Annotated in this window: 13 protein-coding genes, 2 tRNA genes and 1 other RNA gene; 7 read left to right on the plus strand and 9 right to left on the minus strand. The window is 72.7% G+C overall.

Translation table 11 applies throughout. The annotated features are described in order from the left end of the window. Positions 1-29 precede the first annotated feature (29 nt). The 4 genes from AB0A61_RS30115 to leuA all read right to left on the minus strand — a co-directional run bounded on the left by AB0A61_RS30115 (position 30) and on the right by leuA (position 6,679). Complete coding sequence (locus AB0A61_RS30115) at positions 30-2,723, minus strand: SpoIIE family protein phosphatase (RefSeq protein WP_361299072.1); 2,694 nt, start codon at positions 2,721-2,723, stop codon at positions 30-32. 338 nt (positions 2,724-3,061) lie between these two features. After that, entirely contained in the window at positions 3,062-3,886 is an 825-nt protein-coding gene (locus AB0A61_RS30120; protein WP_361299075.1) for a ZIP family metal transporter, read from the minus strand. Positions 3,887-4,073: 187 nt separating this feature from the next. Beyond that, entirely contained in the window at positions 4,074-4,883 is an 810-nt protein-coding gene (locus AB0A61_RS30125) for an ATP-binding cassette domain-containing protein (protein WP_361299078.1), read from the minus strand. Further along, complete coding sequence (gene leuA / locus AB0A61_RS30130) at positions 4,880-6,679, minus strand: 2-isopropylmalate synthase (RefSeq protein ID WP_361299081.1); 1,800 nt, start codon at positions 6,677-6,679, stop codon at positions 4,880-4,882. Before leuA ends, AB0A61_RS30125 begins: the two co-directional genes overlap by 4 nt. Before the next feature lie 187 nt (positions 6,680-6,866). Here leuA and AB0A61_RS30135 point away from each other — a divergent pair, with 187 nt between their 5' ends. Then, the gene (locus AB0A61_RS30135) at positions 6,867-7,556 is read left to right on the plus strand and encodes a FadR/GntR family transcriptional regulator (RefSeq protein WP_361299084.1); all 690 of its coding nucleotides are present in this window, start codon (positions 6,867-6,869) and stop codon (positions 7,554-7,556) included. A 162-nt stretch (positions 7,557-7,718) separates the two neighbouring features. Here the strand turns inward: AB0A61_RS30135 and AB0A61_RS30140 are convergent. Further along, positions 7,719-7,803: transfer RNA gene (locus AB0A61_RS30140), tRNA-Ser, on the minus strand. Between the two features lie 72 nt (positions 7,804-7,875). Between AB0A61_RS30140 and ffs the strand changes: the two genes are divergently transcribed. The 6 genes from ffs to AB0A61_RS30170 all read left to right on the plus strand — a co-directional run bounded on the left by ffs (position 7,876) and on the right by AB0A61_RS30170 (position 17,023). Further along, an RNA gene (gene ffs / locus AB0A61_RS30145) (signal recognition particle sRNA small type) lies at positions 7,876-7,974 on the plus strand. Positions 7,975-8,020: 46 nt separating this feature from the next. Further along, on the plus strand, positions 8,021-10,510 hold the full coding sequence (locus AB0A61_RS30150) for a DNA polymerase III subunit gamma and tau (RefSeq protein ID WP_361299086.1): 2,490 nt from the start codon (positions 8,021-8,023) through the stop codon (positions 10,508-10,510). Between the two features lie 244 nt (positions 10,511-10,754). Continuing rightward, positions 10,755-12,017, plus strand: a complete 1,263-nt coding sequence (gene purD, locus AB0A61_RS30155) for a phosphoribosylamine--glycine ligase (RefSeq protein WP_361299089.1) — start codon at positions 10,755-10,757, stop codon at positions 12,015-12,017. A gap of 328 nt (positions 12,018-12,345) precedes the next feature. Beyond that, on the plus strand, positions 12,346-14,253 hold the full coding sequence (locus AB0A61_RS30160; RefSeq protein ID WP_361299247.1) for a hypothetical protein: 1,908 nt from the start codon (positions 12,346-12,348) through the stop codon (positions 14,251-14,253). Positions 14,254-14,523: 270 nt separating this feature from the next. Further along, positions 14,524-16,014: a N,N-dimethylformamidase beta subunit family domain-containing protein gene (locus tag AB0A61_RS30165; protein ID WP_361299092.1), complete on the plus strand. Its 1,491-nt coding sequence runs from the start codon at positions 14,524-14,526 to the stop codon at positions 16,012-16,014. A 109-nt stretch (positions 16,015-16,123) separates the two neighbouring features. Then, positions 16,124-17,023, plus strand: coding sequence for a phosphoribosylaminoimidazolesuccinocarboxamide synthase (locus AB0A61_RS30170; protein WP_361299095.1), 900 nt, complete (start codon positions 16,124-16,126; stop codon positions 17,021-17,023). 45 nt (positions 17,024-17,068) lie between these two features. Here AB0A61_RS30170 and AB0A61_RS30175 read toward each other — a convergent pair. From AB0A61_RS30175 to AB0A61_RS30190, 4 genes are all read right to left on the minus strand, one after another. Beyond that, a tRNA-Gly gene (locus AB0A61_RS30175) sits at positions 17,069-17,141 on the minus strand. Positions 17,142-17,164: 23 nt separating this feature from the next. Continuing rightward, positions 17,165-17,788: a response regulator transcription factor gene (locus AB0A61_RS30180; RefSeq protein ID WP_361299098.1), complete on the minus strand. Its 624-nt coding sequence runs from the start codon at positions 17,786-17,788 to the stop codon at positions 17,165-17,167. Then, entirely contained in the window at positions 17,785-19,092 is a 1,308-nt protein-coding gene (locus AB0A61_RS30185; protein WP_361299101.1) for a histidine kinase, read from the minus strand. The genes AB0A61_RS30180 and AB0A61_RS30185 overlap by 4 nt, the downstream gene beginning before the upstream one ends. A 25-nt stretch (positions 19,093-19,117) precedes the next feature. Next, a complete protein-coding gene (locus tag AB0A61_RS30190) occupies positions 19,118-19,924 on the minus strand; it encodes an ABC transporter permease (protein ID WP_361299250.1) in 807 nt (268 codons plus the stop codon). Positions 19,925-20,022 lie beyond the last annotated feature (98 nt).

Here is a 20,022-nt window from a genome sequence, read left to right on the forward strand (position 1 = left end):
GGCCGGGGCCGGGAGCGTCCCGCCCGGCTTCACATGACGGGATCACCGAACTGTTCCAGGAGAGCGTCGACCGGCGTCTGGACCGGGGCGGCGAACGCCCGGCCGTGAAGGCTCAGTTCCGCCCAGATGACCTTGCCGCGGGACGTGTACCGCGTGCCCCACCGCTGTGCGAACTGCGCCACGAGGAACAGTCCCCGCCCGCCCTCGTCCGTGGTCGCCGCCCGGCGCAGGCGCGGCGAGGTGCTGCTGCCGTCCGACACCTCGCAGATCAGGCAGCGCCCGTACAGCAGCCGCACCCTGATCGGCGGGGACGCGTACCGGATCGCGTTCGTGACCAGCTCGCTTACGAGCAGTTCCGTGGTGAACGCGGTCTCCTCCAGCCCCCACTGCCGCAGCCTCTCCCGGCAGCGGTTGCGCACCGAGGGCACCACCGCCGGATCCGGCGGCACCTCCCACTCGTCGATGCACTCGCGCGGGAACAGCCGGGTGCGCGCCACCAGCAGCGCGATGTCGTCACAGGGGTGGTCCGGCTTGAGCGCGTCGATCACCCCCTGGCAGGTCTGCTCCGGCGTATGTCCTGCGGCTTCGTCCAGGGCCATGCGCAGCGCGTCCAGTCCGATGCCGATGTCACGGTCGCGGTTCTCCACCAGGCCGTCGGTGTACAGCACCAGTTGTGAGCCTTCCGGCAGCCGCAGATCGGCGGTCTCGAAGGGGTACCCGCCCAGTCCCAGCGGGGTCGAGCTGGGCACGTCGGCACAGGTGACGGTTCCGTCCGGACGGATCACCACCGGATCGGGGTGTCCCGCACGGGCCGCCGTCAGGGTGCCCGCCACCGGGTCGTAGATCGCGTACAGACAGGTCGCTCCCGCCACTCCCAGTCTCTCGTGGTCCTGCGCACTGTCGTCGGCGCTCTCCTCGCTGTCCATGCGCACGACCAGGTCGTCCAGGTTTCCGAGTACCTCGTCGACGGGCAGGTCGAGGGCTGACAGGTTGTGGACCGCGGTGCGCAGCCGCCCCATCGTCACCGCCGCGTTGAGCCCGTGACCGACGACGTCGCCGATCACCAGCGCGACACGTGCGCCGGGGAGCGGGATGACGTCGAACCAGTCCCCGCCCACCCCGGCCTCCCCCGGCAGGTACCGCCAGGCCACCTCCACCGCGTCCTGCTCCGGCTGCCCCCGCGGCAGCAGACTGCGCTGCAGGGTCACGGCCATCGCGTGCTCCCGGGTGAACCTGCGGGCGTTGTCGATGGCGACGGCCGCCCGCGCGGCCAGCTCCTCCGCGAAGGACAGGTCCTCCGGCACGAACGGCGGGGTGGCACCCGTCCGGTAGAAGTTCGCCACCCCCAAGGAGACGTTCCGGGCCCGCAGCGGCACGGTCACCAGCGAATGCATCCCGCGCGCCAGGGCCTCGCGGGCACGGTCCGGGTCCTGCTCCTGCCAGCCGCGCGCCCGCGACAGGTCGGCCTCCAGTACGCCGTGCCCCTGGCTCATCGCCAGCATCTGCGGGGTCCCGGGCGAAAAGCTGATCACCTCGTCCAGCGGATACATCGGCAGCATCTCCTGCTCGCCGCCGATCGCCGCGCGCCGCAGGCGCCGCCATCCCTCCGCGGTCGGCTCCCAGCCCCGCAGCACCGCATCCAGCAGGTCCACCGTGACCACGTCGGCGAACTGCGGCGCGGCCACTTCGGCCAGCTCCTGAGCCGTGCGCCGCACATCGAGCGTGGTGCCGATCCGCATGCCGGCCTCGTACAGCAGCTTGAGCCGCTCGCGGGCCACCGTGGCCCGCCCGGAAACCGCCGCCAGCTCGGTGGTGTCGCGCAACGTCACCACGCTGCCTCCGCGCTTCCCGTCCGGGAACGTGGGCCGCTTGTTCACCGCCAGCAGCCGGCCTCCCACGAGGTGCACCTCGTCATTGATCACCTCAGGCCCCACGAGCAGGCCCTTGAGCTGTTCGGGCAGGTCGAGCTCGCGCACATGGTGGTCCCGCGCGTCCTCCGGAAGCGCCAGCAGGCGTATCGCCTCGTCGTTGGCGAGCACCAGTCGGCCGTCGGCGTCGATGATGAGCACCCCCTCCCGCACCGCGTGCAGGACCGCCTCGTGGTGCTCGTACATCCCCGCCAGTTCGGCCGGGGCCAGCCCGCGTGTCTGCCGCATCAGGCGTCGGGACGCCAGCGTCGTCCCGGTCCCGGCCAGCACCAGTGCGACCGCCCCGGCGCCGAGCGTGATCGGCAGCTGTGGAACCCACAGGTGGGCCACGTTCCTGACCGTGATCCCGGCGGAGACCAGCCCGACGACGGTGCCGCGCCGGTCGGTGACCGGGACCACCGCCTGTACGGCCGTCCCCCTGCCCGTCGGCAGGGGCGGTCCGCCGGCCTGTTCGATGACGGTACGGCCCTTCAGCGCGGGTCCGATGGTGCCGACGAACTTCTTCCCGATCTCCTGCGGGAACGGGTACGTGTAGCGGATTCCCTGCGTGTTCATGGCCACGACGAAATCCACGCCCGCCTTCTTGCGTGCCTCTTCCGCCCGCGGTTGCAGCAGCGCGCTGGGGTTGGGGCTGCGCAGGGCCTGGGCCGTGCCGGGGGCGCTCGCGAACGCCTGGGCCGCGACGACCGACTCCCGGCGGCCCAGCTCCACGGCGTCACGCGCCGCCTGGACCACCACGGCGGCCACCGCGGCCAGGACGAGCAGCACCACGATCCCGACCTGGAGAAGGAACATCTGCCCCGCCGTGCTGCGCGGGTTGAGCAGGCAGCTGCGGCGTTCACGCGGCTGTCCGGTGAGCGGATGACGGAATGTTGTCCGGTATAGCCCGAAAGGCACCTTCACGTACCCTTCATAACACTCCACGCGCCGACCCGGACCGCCACCCGTGCGGCAGAACGCGTCGAAGGCCCCGACCGGCGAACCGGTCGGGGCCTTGGTGTGCCCCGCGGGGCTGACGCGGGAGCCCGGCACACGAGCGCGTGGGGGGCGCCCCACACGGCCCTGCGCGCCCTGTTGCGCATACCGCCGGCACACGAGCGCGTGGGGGGCGCCCCCTGCGGTCGGGGCTCGATTCAGGCGCCCGCGGCCGTGACCACCGCGTCCGTGGCGAAGCCCAGCAGGAGGCCGGCCAGGATGCACCAGGTGGTGAGCGTCTTGAATCCGGCCCTGCGGGCCACGGCCAGCAGCTCGATGACCACGTAGAGGATCGAGCCGGCGGCAAGGCCGAGGAAGGCGATGGACAGGGTGTCGTTGACCAGGTGCTGTCCGGCGATCGTGCCGAGGAAGGTGGGTCCGCCGCCGATCAGGCCGAGCAGCAGCAGCGTGGGCCAGGACGGACGCACGCCCTCGGCGGCCAGGGGGGCGACGATGCCGAAGCCCTCGGTGGCGTTGTGCAGCCCGAATCCGACGATCAGCAGGACGGCGAGCGAGAGCTCGCCCCGGGCTGCGGAGTTGCCGATGGCCAGCCCCTCGGCGAAGTTGTGCAGGCCGATCCCGGTGGCGATCATCAACGCCAGCGACCCGGCCTGGCTCCGGGTCTTCGGGGCCAGTTCGGTACTGGCGGCGGCACCGGGCCCGGCGGCTTGCGAGGCGGCCCGCCGACGGGCGATCCACCCGTCGTACTGAACGAGCCCGGCCAGCCCGATCGTCAGGCCGAGGGCCAGCGTGGTGCCCCCGGAAGCAACCGTTCCCCAGTGGTGCTCGCCGAGCGCCTCGTCGACCGGCTCCCAGGCGTGGGTCAGCACGTCCCACACGAGGAAGACCAGGATGCCGATGGCCACGGCGTTGAGTCCGGCCCGGAGGCGAGGCGTCGGGGTGCGGAGGCGGCCGAGGGGGAGGCCGAGGTAGATGGTGAAACCTGCGACGGCGCCGAGCAGGGCGATGTTCGCGCTGGACATGGGGACTCTCCGGTCTGACGTGCTGGGGAAGCGCACAGAAGGTAAGACAGGTAAGCCTTGCCTAACAACCTGGGAAGCCCGGCTTCGGGGAAGCTTGGTCAAGTCGTTACGCGACAAGCCCGCCATCGCCGGCCGCGGTGGTGCTCGCCGATGCGCGCGCACCGGCGAGCACCACCGCGCCAACTCCTCAGCCGAGGTGCCCTCTGGCCGGGCGGTCGGTCCGCACGCTCCAGCGTCCGTCGACACGGGTGAGGCGGACGGGATGGTCGAAGCACTTGCTGACCTGCTCGCCGGTCAGGACCTCATCGGCGGGACCGGAGACCAGACAGTGCCCGTCGCGCAGCAGCATCACGTGGGTCGTCCCTGGGGGAAGTTCCTCCAGATGGTGGGTGACCAGGACGGATGCGAGATCCGCGTAGGTGTGCTGCAGCGTGTCGATCCGCTCGATGAGCTGCTCACGGCCGGCGACGTCCAGACCGGTGGCGGGCTCGTCGAGCAGCAGAAGCCGCGGCCTCGGCATGAGCGCACGGGCGATGAGCGCACGGCCCCGTTCGCCCTGGGACAGGGTCGGCCACCGTGCCCCGCGACGATCGCTGAGGCCGAGCAGCCCGATGAGACGGTCGGCCGTGGCGAGCTGCTCAGGCGTCGGGTTCCAGCGCGGAACACGCTCGACGGTGTTGGTCAGCCCGGTCAGTACGACGTCCTGGACCTTGAGGGGTGAACGCAGCTCGTGCCGGGGGTTGACGTGGCCGACGTGGGAGCGCAGCTGACGTATGTCGACCCGTCCCAGTCGATGGCCCAGCACCTCGACCGTGCCGCGAGTGGGGTGGGCGAGCGCTCCGAGGAGACCGAGCAGAGTGCTCTTGCCTGCCCCGTTGGCGCCGAGCAGCGCCCAGTGCTCGCCGGCTCGTACGGTCAGCGACACCTCGCGCAGGATCGAATTGCCGTCGCGGACGACTTCCACGTCCTTCACGCGGAGCACCGGGGTTGCGCTCATGAGGAGGCCCGCCCGGAGCGGTTGACGGCAGCCATGACCGCGTGGACCGATGCGGTCAGGACGGAGGTGTCCCAGCCCGCACCCCAGCAGGTGACGTCGTCCACGCGGCATTCGGCGTAGGCGACGGCGGGGCTGCCCGGGCCGCTTGTGGCGGAGTGCTCGGTGTAGCCGAGGATGTCGACGGTGATGCCGACGGTACGGAGGGCATCGGCGAGGGCGGACAGGGGTCCGTTTCCGGTACCCCGGCAGGAGCGGACCTGTCCGTCGGTGTGCAGCGTGCAGGCGAATTGGTGCTCGCCGGGAGCGGGTTCCGTGGCGTTCCAGGAAGCCAGGGTGACCCGGCCGTCCAGAGCCGGGGTGATGTAGGTGGTGCGGAAGAGCTCCCACAGCTCCTTGTGGGACAGCTCCTGACCGGTGGCGTCGGTGACGTGCTGCACGGTGCGGGAGAAGTCCGGGCGCATCGCCTGAGGCAGGTCAAGGCCGTGGTGGGTGCGGAGGAGGTGGGCGATGCCTCCCTTGCCGGACTGGGAGTTGATACGGATGACTTCCTCGTAGGTACGGCCGATGTCGCCCGGGTCGATGGGGAGATACGGAACCGCCCAGGGGGCCGTCGCGACGGGGATGCCCTTCTCGGCGGCTCGCCCGGCGTGGTGGGCCATCCCCTTGGCGATGGCGTCCTGGTGGGTGCCGGAGAAGGCCGTGTGCACCAGGTCGCCGACGTAGGGGTGGCGGGGGTGAACCGGCAGTCGGTTGCAGTACTCCACCACCTCGCGCACCGCGTCGATGTCGGAGAAGTCGATCATGGGGTTCACGCCCTGTGCGTACAGGTTCAGTGCCAGGGTCACCAGGTCGACGTTCCCGGTGCGCTCGCCGTTGCCGAACAGGCAGCCCTCCACGCGCTGCGCGCCTGCCAGGACGGCGAGTTCGGCGCAGGCGACGCCGGTGCCGCGGTCGTTGTGCGGGTGGACCGACAGAATCACGCAGTCGCGACGCGCGAGGTGGCGGTCCATGTACTCGATCTGGTCCGCGTACACGTTGGGGGTGGCGATCTCCACCGTCGCCGGCAGATTGTGGATCACCGGCCGGTCCGGGCTCGCCCCCCACAGCTCGGTCAGGCTGTTGCACACCTCCAGGACGAAGTCCGGCTCTGTGAGGTTGAAGACCTCGGGGGAGAACTCGAACCGGATGTCGGCACCCCGCTGTTCCTCGGCGCGGTGCATCAGGTGGGCGGCGGCGTCCCGGATCAGCTCGTGGACTTCGGCGCGGGAGCGACCCAGGACGACGTCCCGCCACGTGGGCGCGGTCGCGGTGTAGAGGTGCACGAGGGTGCGGGGGAGTCCTTCGACGGAGGCGATGGTCCGGTCGATCAGGTCCCGGCGTGCCGCGGTGAACACGGAGATGGTCACGTCGTCGGGGACGATGCCGCTCTCGGCGAGGTGGCGTACGAAGTCGAAGTCGGTCCCACTGGCGGAGGGGTAGCCCACCTCGATCTCCTTGAACCCCATGGTGACCAGGAGGTCGAACATCCGGCGCTTGCGCTCCGTGTCCATCGGCTCGGCCAGCGCCTGGTTGCCGTCGCGCAGGTCGACCGGCACCCACAGGGGGGCCCGCTCGATCCGGCGTGAGGGCCAGGTCCGATCCGTCAGAGGCAGGGCAACCCGCTGGTGCGCGGGCTGGTAGCGGTGATGCGGCATTGCGCTCGGGCGCTGGGGGTTCCAGCGTGGCGCATTCGCCGGGACGTCACCGGAAGGAGTGCGCAGGGTGGGAAACAGTGTGTTCCGGAAGGAGGAAGCCATCGTGCGGAACTTCTTTCAGTCGGCCATCCGATGACCGGCGCAGCCCGGCACCCCGCTGCGGGGTGCCGGTCGTGTCAGGCCCCGCAGCGGCAGCCGAGAAGAAGCTCGTGCAGCAGCATGCCGGTACACTAGCGATAGCTCAGGTCCTCAGACAACCTGAGGAGCGGGGGCCTTGGAAGGGATGACCATGCCACTTGACGCTTTGCGGCCGTCACCTCTGGTCGAGCAGGCCACCGAGCGCCTGCGCGAGCAGATCACCGGCGGCGAGTGGGCCGTGGGGACGAAACTCCCAGGCGAGACCGCCCTGGCCAAGTCCCTCGGCGTGGGCCGCTCGACCGTGCGTGAGGCCCTGCGCGCACTGGCCGGGGCCGGGCTGGTGCAGGCGCGCCAGGGATCCGGTGTCTTCGTCATCGCGACCAGGCCGAAGGAGGACTGGTCCACGCACCTTCGCCGGGCGGCCGTCACCGATGTCTACGAGGTCCGGATGCTCGTCGAGGTCCAAGCCGCCCACCTGGCCGCGCAGCGCCGGACCGACGATGACATCGCCGCCCTCCAGGGGGCCCTGGCCAGGCGCCGGGACGCCGCGAACGCCGGCGACGCCGAGTTCGTCGCGGCCGACATCGCCCTGCATGAGGCCGTGGTCGCCGCAGCGCACAACCCGGTCCTCACCGGCTTGTTCACCGAGTTCGTACCCGTGCTGCAACGTCGGCTGCTCGATCTGGTCGAGCTTCTCAACCTGCGCTCCGAAGACCCGAATCACGGCGACGAGGGGCACGCCGCACTGGTGGACGCCGTCGTACGGGGAGACGCCGAGGGGGCCGGACACGCGCTCCGGGCCGAGCTCAAGCAGACGCTCGCCCTGCTTCACTCCCTCTGACCACGGCCCCGGCCGGAGCTGAGTTCGCGGATTGAGTTCGCGAGGTGAGGGGACTGAGAGCCGGTCATGGAGCCGGTCATGGAAAAACTGAGACCCACGGCATGCCGAAGACCCCGGCCGTCACACGGTCCGGGGTCTTCGATTCGCCTGTTCAGGCGGCTGCGGAGGATACGAGATTCGAACTCGTGAGGGGTTGCCCCCAACACGCTTTCCAAGCGTGCGCCCTAGGCCTCTAGGCGAATCCTCCGCCGGAAACATTACATGACCGAGAGGAGTGCTCGCGAACTCGTTCCCGGCTGCCGCCATCGGGTACTCTTTGCGCAGCCCCTCACGCGGCGCTATCTGACTGAACTCCCCCAGGGCCGGAAGGCAGCAAGGGTAGGTTGGCTCTGGCGGGTGCGTGAGGGGCGCTTGCGTTCCACGGGCCGGCCCCGTTGTCGGTGGGCGCCTATAACCTCGTAAGCGTGTCGTCTCTCGCGCTGTACCGCCGCTACCGCCCGGAGTCCTTCGCCGAGGTCATCGGGCAGGAGCATGTCACCGACCCGCTGCAGCAGGCGCTGCGGAACAACCGGGTCAATCACGCGTACCTGTTCAGCGGTCCGCGAGGGTGCGGCAAGACGACCAGCGCCCGGATTCTCGCCCGCTGCCTGAACTGCGAGCAGGGCCCGACGCCCACCCCCTGCGGTGAGTGCCAGTCGTGCCGCGACCTCGCGCGCAACGGTCCGGGGTCCATCGACGTCATCGAGATCGACGCGGCGTCGCACGGTGGTGTCGACGACGCCCGTGAGCTGCGGGAGAAGGCCTTCTTCGGGCCTGCCGGCAGCCGCTACAAGATCTACATCATCGACGAGGCCCACATGGTCACGTCGGCCGGCTTCAACGCGCTGCTCAAGGTCGTCGAGGAGCCGCCGGAGCACCTGAAGTTCATCTTCGCGACCACCGAGCCCGAGAAGGTGATCGGGACCATCCGGTCCCGTACCCATCACTACCCGTTCCGACTGGTGACGCCGGGCACGCTCCGGGACTACCTCGCCGAGGTTTGTCAGAAGGAGCGGATCCCGGTCGAGGACGGCGTCCTGCCGCTCGTCGTGCGGGCCGGTGCCGGGTCCGTGCGTGACTCCATGTCCGTCATGGACCAGCTGCTGGCCGGTGCCGGGGACGAGGGTGTGACCTATGCCATGGCCACCTCCCTGCTCGGCTACACCGACGGCTCGCTGCTCGACTCCGTCGTCGAGGCCTTCGCCTCCGGGGACGGGGCCGCGGCCTTCGAGGTCGTCGACCGTGTCATCGAGGGCGGCAACGATCCTCGCCGCTTCGTCGCCGACCTGCTGGAGCGGCTGCGGGACCTGGTGATCCTGTCCGCCGTGCCGGACGCGGCGGACAAGGGACTCCTCGACGCCCCCGCCGACGTCGTGGAGCGGATGCAGGCCCAGGCACGCTCCTTCGGCGCCGCCGAGCTGAGCCGCGCCGCCGACCTGGTCAACGAGGGGCTCACCGAGATGCGTGGCGCCACCTCGCCCCGCCTCCAGCTGGAGCTGATCTGCGCCCGCGTGATGCTGCCGGCCACCTACGGCGACGAGCGGTCCGTGATGGCCCGCCTCGACCGGCTGGAGCGCGGAGTGAACTTCGCCACGGGCGCCGGTGCGCCCGCCATGGGGTACGTGCCCGGGCCCCAGGCACACGCCGGACAGGTCGCCGGGAGTGGCGCGGCGGCGCCGGTCGCGGCGGTGCCGCCGGGCGGTGGGCCCGCCGCGGCCCGGGCCGCGGTACGGGCTTCGGGAACGCCGGGCGCCCAGGGCGGGCCCGCTCCGGCCGGTGTGCCGGGGGATCCCGGCGCCGGTGCCGTCGCTCCTGGGGCCGCCTCGGGCCCCGCGGGTCACGGCGCTGCCCCGGACCCCGCAGGCCCTTCCAGCCCCGCCAGTCCTGTCGGCCCCGCCAGTCCTGTCGGCCCCGCCAGTCCTGTCGGCCCCGCCAGTTCCGGCCCTTCCGGCCCTTCCGGCCTCGTCGGGGACGACCGCTTCCAGGAGCCGTCGGCCCCCGCCGCGGCCTCTGCGCCCTCCTCCGCTGCCGTCGCGCCCGAGGCGCCGTCCGCCGCCCCACCGGCCGCCCCCGGCGCCTGGCCCACCGCGGCCGCCGCGGGCGGTGGCCGGCGGCCCGGCGGCTGGCCCACCGCGGCGGCGCCGGGCGGCGGCCGGGCTCCGGTCGCGGCGGCCGCGTCGGCACCCGCACGGCCGTCGGCTGCGGCAACCCCGCCCGCCTCTCCCGGCGTGCCGTCCGCCACCGCGCCCGCGGCACAGGCCCCCGTGGGCGGCGGGCTCGACCCGCGCACCCTGTGGCCGAACATCCTCGAAGCGGTGAAGAACCGCCGACGCTTCACCTGGATCCTGCTCAGCCAGAACGCCCAGGTGACCGGCTTCGACGGCACCACCCTGCAACTCGGCTTCGTCAACGCCGGCGCGCGTGACAACTTCGCGAGCAGCGGCAGCGAGGACGTGCTGCGGCAGGCGCTGTCCGAGCAGTTCGGCGTCCAGTGGAAGATCGAGGCGCTCGTCGACCCGGCGGGCGGCGGTGCCGCACCGGCCACTGCCACCGGCGGGTACGGCTCGGGCGCGGGCCCCGCATCCGGTGGTGGCGCGGGCCCCGGCGGCGGTGGATACGGTGCGGGCGGCGGCTTCGGCGGGGGCGGCGGCGCCACGGCCGGGCAGCGCACGGCGGCTGCGCAGCCCACGGCCACGGCGGCGTCCGCCCCACCCCAGGGCCGTCCGGCGGCCGCGGCGCCCCCCGCGTCGACCACGGCACCCCGGCGCACCGCACCCGAGCCGACACCGGTCGCCCCCGAGGACGACATTCCCGAGGACGACGACCCCGACCTCGACGAGTCGGCCCTCTCCGGGCACGAACTCATCGTGCGGGAGCTGGGCGCGACGGTGGTCGAGGAGTACTCGACGGAGTAGGCGTATCCACACCTGCGGGGGCGCCTTCAACGGGCCGCAGCCGGGGGTGGGGGCGGCTGCGTTGCACCCCGGGCGCGCCCACACCAGCGGGTCGGGCTTTCGGGGGAACCGATCGTGCTTTCGGAACCACAGCCGGAGTCGGAGAGGCACCGCCGCGCTTTCGGAGGAACCCACGAACACCCCGCCCCCCGCTGTTCGGAAGCCCGCACAATCCCCGTCGGCCTCCTCCCGTTAGGCTGACCCCGTGAAGGTCCTCGTCATCGGTAGCGGCGCCCGCGAGCATGCCCTGTGCCGTTCCCTGTCCCTCGACCCCGACGTCACCGCGCTGCACTGCGCCCCCGGCAATGCCGGCATCGCCGAGGTCGCCGAGCTGCATCAGGTGGACGCCCTCGACGGCGCGGCGGTGTCCGCGCTGGCCACGGAGCTCGGCGCCGCCCTCGTGGTGGTCGGCCCGGAGGCGCCGCTGGTCGCCGGAGTCGCCGACGCCGTGCGCGAGGCGGGCATCCCGGTCTTCGGCCCCTCCGGGGAGGCCGCCCGGATCGAGGGCTCCAAGGCCTTCGCCAAGGACGTGATGGCCGCCGCCGGCGTGCCCACCGCGCGGTCGTACGTCTGTACGACCGAGGAGGAGGTGGCCGAGGCCCTCGACGCCTTCGGGGCCCCGTACGTCGTCAAGGACGACGGGCTGGCCGCGGGCAAGGGCGTCGTCGTCACCGGTGACGTCGAGGCGGCCAGGGCGCACGCGGCGGCCTGCGAGCGGGTGGTGGTCGAGGAGTACCTCGACGGCCCCGAGGTGTCCCTCTTCGCCGTCACCGACGGCACGACGGTGCTGCCGCTGCAGCCCGCCCAGGACTTCAAGCGGGCCCTGGACGGCGACGAGGGCCCGAACACCGGGGGCATGGGCGCCTACTCCCCGCTGCCCTGGGCCGCCCCGGATCTGGTGGACGAGGTCCTGCGGACCGTGCTGCAGCCGACCGTGGACGAGATGCGCCGCCGGGGCACGCCGTTCTCGGGTCTGCTCTACGCCGGTCTGGCGATCACCGGCCGGGGCGTCCGCGTGATCGAGTTCAACGCCCGCTTCGGCGACCCCGAGACCCAGGTGGTCCTGGCCCGGCTGCGGACCCCGCTGGCCGGGGTCCTGATGGCCGCGGCCACCGGCAACCTCGCCGACCTGGCGCCCCTGCGCTGGAGCGACGAGGCGGCCGTCACCGTGGTCGTCGCCTCGCACAACTACCCCGGCACCCCGCGCACCGGTGACCCGATCACCGGTCTGGACGAGGTGACCGCCGAGGACGCCCCGCACGCCTACGTCCTGCACGCCGGAACCAGGCGCGAGGGCGACGAGGTGCTGAGCGCTGGGGGCCGGGTGCTGTCCGTCACGGCCACGGGCAAGAACCTGACCGAGGCCCGCGAACGGGCCTACACCGCAGTGCAGCGCATTCGCCTCGACGGCTCCCAGCACCGCACGGACATTGCGGCGAAGGCGGCGGCGCGGACAGCGGGGGCCTGATCCCCGAGCGCGCGGGCCGGAAAGCAGCGCCGGTCACCCGCTTGCCGGACCCACTGGTTCCACCGGCACCGGCCATCTCGCAGGTCACAGGCCCCGGAGGCGATCCGGGGCCTGATCTTTGCTGTCCGTCGATCACCTCTGACCAAAGCCATTCCATCGAGTGACCAATGCCGTATCCGGCTGACGTGGGGCGGAGCCCCAACTAGGGTGCGGCGCAAGCGTTCCGGCACTTGGCCCACCGGCATTGCGATGTCACTGACGGGTGCCACAGTGGGGGAGTGAGCAACACCAGGACAGTCGGGAGGGGTGACGTCCGGTCGTGACCGGTATGGGCGTGGAGATCGGCGCGCAGGCCGCGCGCTCCCGGGCCCTGGCCGTGCTGCGCATCCGCAGCAGGGCGGTGGCCGTGGCCGTGCTGCCCGCTGCCGTCGCCGTGATCCTCCTCGCCGGCGGCTCCACCGGGCATCTGGTGGGCGGCGGCTGGGACCTCGCCCGCTGGGTCGTGGGCGCCGTGGCCGTCGTCGTGGTGCTGGTCGCCACCGTCATCGGGCTGGTCGTCGCGCGGGCCCGCCCCGCGGTGAGCCCGACGGTGCCGGTACCCGAGGAATCCGCTCCGGACCTGTACCGCCTGGTGCGCGATCTCGCCGACCGCCTCGAGGTCCCGGCCCCGTCCGCCATAGCGCTCACCCCGGACTGCGACAGCTGGCTGGAGGACCGCACCCACCCCGCCCACGGCCCGCCCGCGCGGGACGACCACGACACCCCGGACGGCGTACCCGGCCTGTCCCCGGCCCGGCCTCGCCGCACCGCCGCTCCCGTCCTGGTCATCGGTTCCCCGTTCCTGTGGTGGATGCGCGTCGGCGAGCTGCGGGCGGTGCTCGCCCCGGTCGTCGCCGGTACGGGACCGTCGGCGCACCCGGACATAGCGGCCGCCCGCCGTTTCGTCCGGGGCCTGGACGCGGCCGTGGCCGTGACCGCGACATCCGCCCGCCGCTCCCTGTCCGGCTCGGTGCGCGCGGGTCTCGGCTGGGTGGCCCGTCTGCTGCTGCGCAGCTGCCGGGAGCACGCGGTCGAGATGGAGCGGGGAGTGGCGGCCGCGGCGGCCGAGCGTGCACAGGCTGTGGACTACGGCCTCCGGATCGTCGCCCAGGAGCAGGTCGGCCTGGCGTACGCGGGCTGGGACCGGCTGCTGACCCGAGTCGCGCTCCCGGCCTGGCGGATGGGCCGCTGGCCGTCCCGGCTGGACGCGGGTGTCGTGGCGGCCCTGACCGAGCTGTCCCGCCGGGACCGGCTGGCCGAGGGATTCGCCTCCCGGCTCGGCGAGCGGCCCGCCTGCGACCTGCTCGAAGAGCCCGGCGCGGTGGACGAGGCCGCCTCGCTGCTGGCCGCCCGGCTCTTCCACGGCGGCCCGGCCGGGCGGGGCCCGGACTGGTCCCCGGTGGACTGGCAGGAGTACCCGGACGAGGTCGTCGACCGCAAGTGGCGTACGGACGCGGCCCGCCTGCACCGGGTCCTGGACGCCCTGGGCGTCCGCCGCTCCCCCGACCCGCCGGCTCCCGACCCGCACGGCGCGACCCTGGCCCGGGTCCTGGACCACCTCTCGGCCCCACCGGCCGCGACGGACACTCCGGTCCCCGGGACACCGGCCGGCCCCGGCGGCACCGAGCCGGCCCAGGGCCGTCACTGCGAGCCGCCGGCCGGCCCCGGCGCCCCAGCCCGGCCCGCAGCGATCGACGCTCACCGTCCCGAGCCGGTCTTCGAGAGGCGTGAGAGCGGGGAGGGGATCGGTGACGGGAGCGGTGCGGAGGACGAGGCCGAGCTCGACAACGAGCGGAGTGCGGCGCTCGCGGCGGGTCTCAGTGCCGAGCTCGCGCGTGAGGAGGCGGCCGTACCGCCGGGCTGGAGGACGGCGACGCAAGCCGTCGGCCAGGTGTCCGCCACCGTCCTGTGGGACGACGGCTCGCTGCCGCTGTTCCCCCTCCAGCCCCCGCGCACCGGCCGCGAGCTCCTCGCCGACCACGTCACGGCGATGGTGTGCTGCGCCGCGATGGACACCGCCGGCGCGACACCCGGCCTCGACTGGCTCGACGGCCCGTCCCTCCTGGTCAACGGCGAGCGGGCGGCCGACCTCACCCCGAAGGTTCTCGCCCTGGTCGAGGACAGCGACCCGGCGCCCCTCCGGGCCTGGCTGGTCGAGTTGGGCATACGCCCGGAGAAGCCCGTGCGGCTGGGATGAGCGACCGTATCCCGCCCCGGACCCACCCGACCCGTCCCGGTCCGTCCGTCCCCGGATGCCGTCCCGTACCCGATGTACCGGATTACCCGCTTCCACTTTCGGCCAATTCGCAACGAATAGTGACAGCATGCGTGCGTTATGTGATGTGCTGGGATCGATCGCGCACATGGCAAGCGCGCGCGACATACGACAGACCTACAAAAGAGACACACACAGAAGACGCACAGAGGCACACCGCGGACCACGGGGGCACGAGGGAGGGGAACGGCCATGGGATCGGAGCAGATCCGCCGCTGGGAGTCGGGAGCACTCGCGCACGCCGTGACGGACCCCTTCGGCCAGGGCCCGGTCCCCTGGCTGCGCGGCAGCGAGACGTACTTCGACGACACCGGTCACGTCGTCCCCTGGTACGTCGACCCGGCCCCCCGCCCGGCGCCCGGCGCCCCCCGCGTCCCTGCCCCCCGCGCCTCCGGCGGGCCCCGCTCGGCCGACGACGTCCACCGCCAGATCAAGGGCTTCACCTCCACCGGCGCCGTCGCGCCCGGCGAGGCCATCGACTTCCACGTCACCGTCGACCCGCCGCAGCAGTTCAGCGTCGACGTCTACCGCATCGGCCACTACGGCGGCGACGGCGCCGCGAAGATCACCACCAGCCCTCGCCTGTCGGGCATCGTGCAGCCCCCGCCGCTGGCCGCCGACCGCACGGTCTCCTGCCACCACTGGTGGCTGTCCTGGCGGCTGCAGGTCCCGTCGTACTGGAGTATCGGCGCGTACGTCGCCGTCCTGACCACGGCGGACGGCTACCGCTCGCACATCCCGTTCACCGTCCGCGACAACCACCCGGCGGACCTGCTGCTGCTCCTGCCGGACATCACCTGGCAGGCCTACAACCTCTACCCGGAGGACGGCCGCACCGGCGCCAGCCTCTACCACGCCTGGGACGAGAAGGGCCGCCTGCTCGGCGAGGCCGACGCCGCGACCACCGTCTCCTTCGACCGGCCGTACGCGGGCGCGGGCCTGCCCCTGCACGTCGGCCACGCCTACGACTTCATCCGCTGGGCCGAGCGCTACGGCTACGACCTGGCCTACGCCGACGCCCGTGACCTGCACGCCGGCCGGGTCGACCCCACTCGCTACCGCGGCCTGGTCTTCCCCGGCCACGACGAGTACTGGTCGGTCAGCATGCGCCGCACCGTCGAACTGGCCCGGGAGCACGGCACGTCCCTGGTCTTCCTCTCCGCGAACACCATGTACTGGCAGGTGGAGCTGGGCCCCTCTCCGTCCGGCGTGCCCGACCGCCTGCTGACCTGCCGCAAGCGCAAGGGCCCGGGGCGGCCGGTGCTGTGGCGGGAGATCGACCGCCCCGAGCAGCAGCTGGTCGGCATCCAGTACGCGGGCCGGGTCCCCGAACCGCACCCGCTGATCGTCCGCAACGCCGACCACTGGCTGTGGGAGGCCACCGGAGCGGGCGAGGGCGACGAGATCGAGGGCATGGTCGCGGGCGAGGCCGACCGCTACTTCCCGCGCACCCCGCTGCCCGAGCACCAGGACCGCATCCTGCTCGCGCACTCCCCGTACACCGACGGCGACGGCGCTTCCCGCCACCAGGAGACGTCGCTGTACCGCGCCCCCTCGGGGGCCCTGGTCTTCGCTGCCGGAACGTTTGCCTGGTCGCCCGCCCTGGACCGCCCCGGCCACGTCGACACGCGGATCCAGCGGGCCACCGCCAACCTCCTGGACCGCATCTGCAAACACGACTGACGGCACGTACCCGACGTGGGCCGCGTCCGTTCCCACGCACCCCGACCCAGGTCCGGTCCCTCCCATACGGGAGAATCGAGCCACTTGGACAGAACCACGGGGAGGAACCGTGTCCGGATTCGTCGAAAAGCCCGAGCCGATCCAGGTTCCGGGTCTGGTGCATCTGCACACCGGAAAGGTGCGCGAGCTGTACCAGAACGAGGCGGGCGACCTCGTGATGGTCGCCAGCGACCGCATGTCCGCCTACGACTGGGTGCTGCCCACCGAGATCCCCGACAAGGGCCGCGTGCTCACGCAGCTCTCTCTGTGGTGGTTCGACCGGCTCGCCGACCTGGTCCCCAACCACGTGCTGAGCACGGAGCTGCCCGAGGGCGCCCCCGCCGACTGGGCGGGCCGCACCCTGGTCTGCAAGTCCCTGCGGATGGTCCCCGTGGAGTGCGTGGCCCGCGGCTACCTCACGGGCTCGGGCCTGGCCGAGTACCAGGAGTCCCGCACGGTCTGCGGGCTCGCCCTCCCCGAGGGTCTCGTGGACGGCTCCGAGCTGCCCGCCCCGATCTTCACTCCGGCCACGAAGGCGGAGGTCGGCGAGCACGACGAGAACGTCTCCTACGAGGAGGTGGCCCGCCAGGTCGGCGCCGACACCGCGGCCGGGCTGCGCCAGGTCACCCTCGCCGTCTACGGCCGCGCCCGGGACATCGCCCGGGACCGCGGGATCATCCTGGCCGACACCAAGTTCGAGTTCGGCTTCGACGGCGACACCCTCGTCCTCGCGGACGAGGTGCTCACCCCGGACTCGTCCCGCTTCTGGCCCGCCGACCAGTGGCAGCCGGGGCGCGCGCAGCCGTCGTACGACAAGCAGTTCGTGCGCGACTGGCTGACCTCGCCCGAGTCCGGCTGGGACCGCAGGAGCGAGCAGCCCCCGCCGGCGCTGCCGCAGCAGGTCGTGGAGGCGACCCGGGCGAAGTACCTGGAGGCGTACGAGCGGCTGACGGGAACGCGCTGGTCGTAGGCCATGAAAAAGACCCCGGTCGCAATGACCGGGGTCCTGTTCCTGAGCGGACGACGAGGCTCGAACTCGCGACCTCAACCTTGGCAAGGTTGCGCTCTACCAACTGAGCTACGTCCGCGTTGCGCCGTGGCGCGAGAGCAACTATACCCAACCTCGCTCGCGTGCGAGCCGTACGGCGGCATGACGGTTCTCCGCACCGAGCTTGGTCACCTCCGACGACAGGTAGTTCCGTACGGTCCCCGGCGACAGCGCGGCCCGCTCCGCGATCTCCGCGACCGGCGCCCCGTCGGCGGCGAGCTCCAGCACCTCTGCCTCCCGCGCGGTCAGCGGGGAGTCGCCGGCGGAGATCGCGTCGGCGGCCAACTCCGGATCGACGTAACGGTTTCCGGCGTGCACCGTACGGATGATCTCGGCCAGCCGCTGAGCGCTGACGGTCTTCGGTACGAACCCCCGCACACCCGCCGCAAGCGCCCGCTTCAGATGTCCGGGCAGCCCGTGACTGGTGACGATCAGTACCTGGCAGCCGGGCAGCTCGGTGCGCAGGGATGTGGCGACCTTCACACCGTCCGCGCCCGGCATCTGAAGATCCAGTACGGCCACGTCGGGCGCGTGCGCCCTGGCCATGGCCAGCGCCTCCGGTCCGCTGGCCGCCTCGGCGACGACCAGAAGGTCCTCCTCCAGGGCGAGCAGCGCGGCGAGCGCGCCGCGGATGAGGTGCTCGTCGTCGGCCAGCAGCAGCCGCACCGGCCGGGGGGACGCCGTCATGGGGTGACCTCGCTCAAGGGATGGGGCCCGCTCGGTGGACGAGTCCCGCTCGCAGGACGGGGAAGGGCGGGCGCGGCGGTCGGTGGCAGCGGGACCTCTGCGGCGAGCCGGAAGCGGCCCGGTCCTGAGGGGCCGGCCCGCAGGGTGCCGTCGAGCTGCGACAGCCGCTCGCGCAGTCCCGCGAGCCCGGACCCGGACCCGGACCCGGGGCGGGCGTCCGGCACCCCGTCGTTCTCCACCGACAGCTCGGCCCGGCCGTCCGCCACGCGCAGGGCCACCGTGCAGTGCCGGGCGTCCCCGTGGCGCAGGACGTTCGTGGCGGCCTCCCGGACCACCCAGCCGAGCGCGGACTGCACCGGGGCGGGCAGCCCGGTGGCCGAGCCCGTGACCGTGCAGTCGATGCCGGCGGCCGCCAGCACGCCCTGGGCTCCGGCGAGTTCCGCGGCCAGGTCGGCCTCGCGGTAGCCGCGCACCACCGCGCGCACCTCGCGCTGCGACTCCTGCGCCAGCCGCTGCACCTCGGTCATCTGCGCCACGGCCTCGGGACGGCCCCGTTGTGCCAACTGCACGGCGAGCTCGGCCTTCAGCGCTATCACCGCGAGGTTGCGCCCCATCACGTCGTGCAGGTCCCGCCCGAACCGCAGTCGCTCCTCGGCCACGGCGAGCCGGGCCTCGATCTCCCGGGCCCGCTCCGCCTCCCACAGCACGGACAGGGTCCAGGCCCCGCAGCGCGAGGCGAGCAGCGAGAACACGGTGCCGAAGGCAGTCATGAGCCCGGTGAGCAGCGCCTCCATGCCGTCCGCGCGGGCGAGTCCGTAGACGGCCATGAGGACGGCGGCGAGGACGGCGGACCGGCGGATGAACACCCGGACCGGCACCACCAGCCCGTAGGGCAGGCCGAAGGACAGCAGGACGGCGCCGAGCACCATCCGGCCGGTCGCCGGGTCGGTCGGCCGGCCGGCCTGCAGAACCACGATCAGCGCCAGCTGCACGACCAGCAGGAGGGCCGGCACCCGCAACGTGCCGCGGGGCAGTTCGGCGCGGCCGAGGTAGTGGTCGAGGACGGGCCTGACCAGCCGGCTGGCCGCCACGCACTGCAGGGCGTTGCCCAGCAGGAGCAGCCCGGCCAGGATCCGCGCGGGCACCCCGTCGGGGAGCCCGGCGACCAGCGGCAGCAGCAGCCAGGACAGCGAGAACAGCCACAGCGTGCAGTGCCACATGACGACGCTCTGCAGTTCCACGCGGGCGGCCTTGCTGCGCTCGTGCCAGGTGCGGCGCTGCCAGTCCCGTATGCGTCCGATCACTGCGTGCCCCCCGGCTCCCCGTCCCTCAGCGCCGTGGTTCCCAACGGAACCACCGCCGTACAGCAAACACCGACGCAACGGTCCAGGCCAGCGCGGACACCACGGCACCCAGTGCCTGGCCGCCCGACAGCTGCCCGGTCCAGCCGCCGCGCACCAGGGTGATCACCGGGGTCAGCGGCAGCACTCGGCACATGTTCGCCAGGCGGTCGGGCAGCAGCTCCAGGGGGACGGCCAGCCCGGAGCCGATCATCGTGAGCAGGATCAGCGGGCCCGTGGTGACCTGCGCGCTCTCGGTGGTCCGGGTGAAGCTGGCGGTCACGGCCGCGAGGCACACGCACAGCACCAGGCCCAGGAGCAGTCCGAGCACCGCCAGTTGGGGCGCGCGGGGGGCGGGCACCCGCAGCAGCGCCGTGCAGGCCGTCACCAGCAGCAGGGACTGGACCAGCGCCGTGACGGCGGCCGGCAGAGCGGATCCGGCCAGGATCTCCGTGTCGCGCAACTCGCCGGTGCGCAGCCGCTTGAGGACCAGCTGCTCGCGCCGGGAGACGAAGACGCCGACCAGCGTCGAGTACACGGCGAACAGCAGCGAGAAGCCGATTGCGGCGGGCAGCACGACCAGCCCGACGCTGAGGCCGACGTTCTTGAGGTTCATCTGCTCGACCGCCGACTGCACGCTGAACGGCAGGACCAGCGGGAGGAACACGGCCGCCACCATGGCACTTCTGCTCCGCCCGAGCAGGGTGAGCTCGGCCCGCGCGAGGGCGGCCATGCGGCCCGCCGGTGCGGCAAGGACCCCACTCGCGCGACGCCCGCCTCCGGGGGTGCCGCTCATGCCGGGTAGGCCTTCGGCCGGGATGCCGCCCATGCCGGGTACGCCTCCAGGGATGCCGCCCATGCCGGGTACGCCTCCAGGGGTGCCGCTCATGCCGG

It is taken from the genome of Streptomyces sp. NPDC046197 (genome assembly GCF_040646295.1).
Taxonomy (GTDB): Bacteria; Actinomycetota; Actinomycetes; order Streptomycetales; family Streptomycetaceae; genus Streptomyces.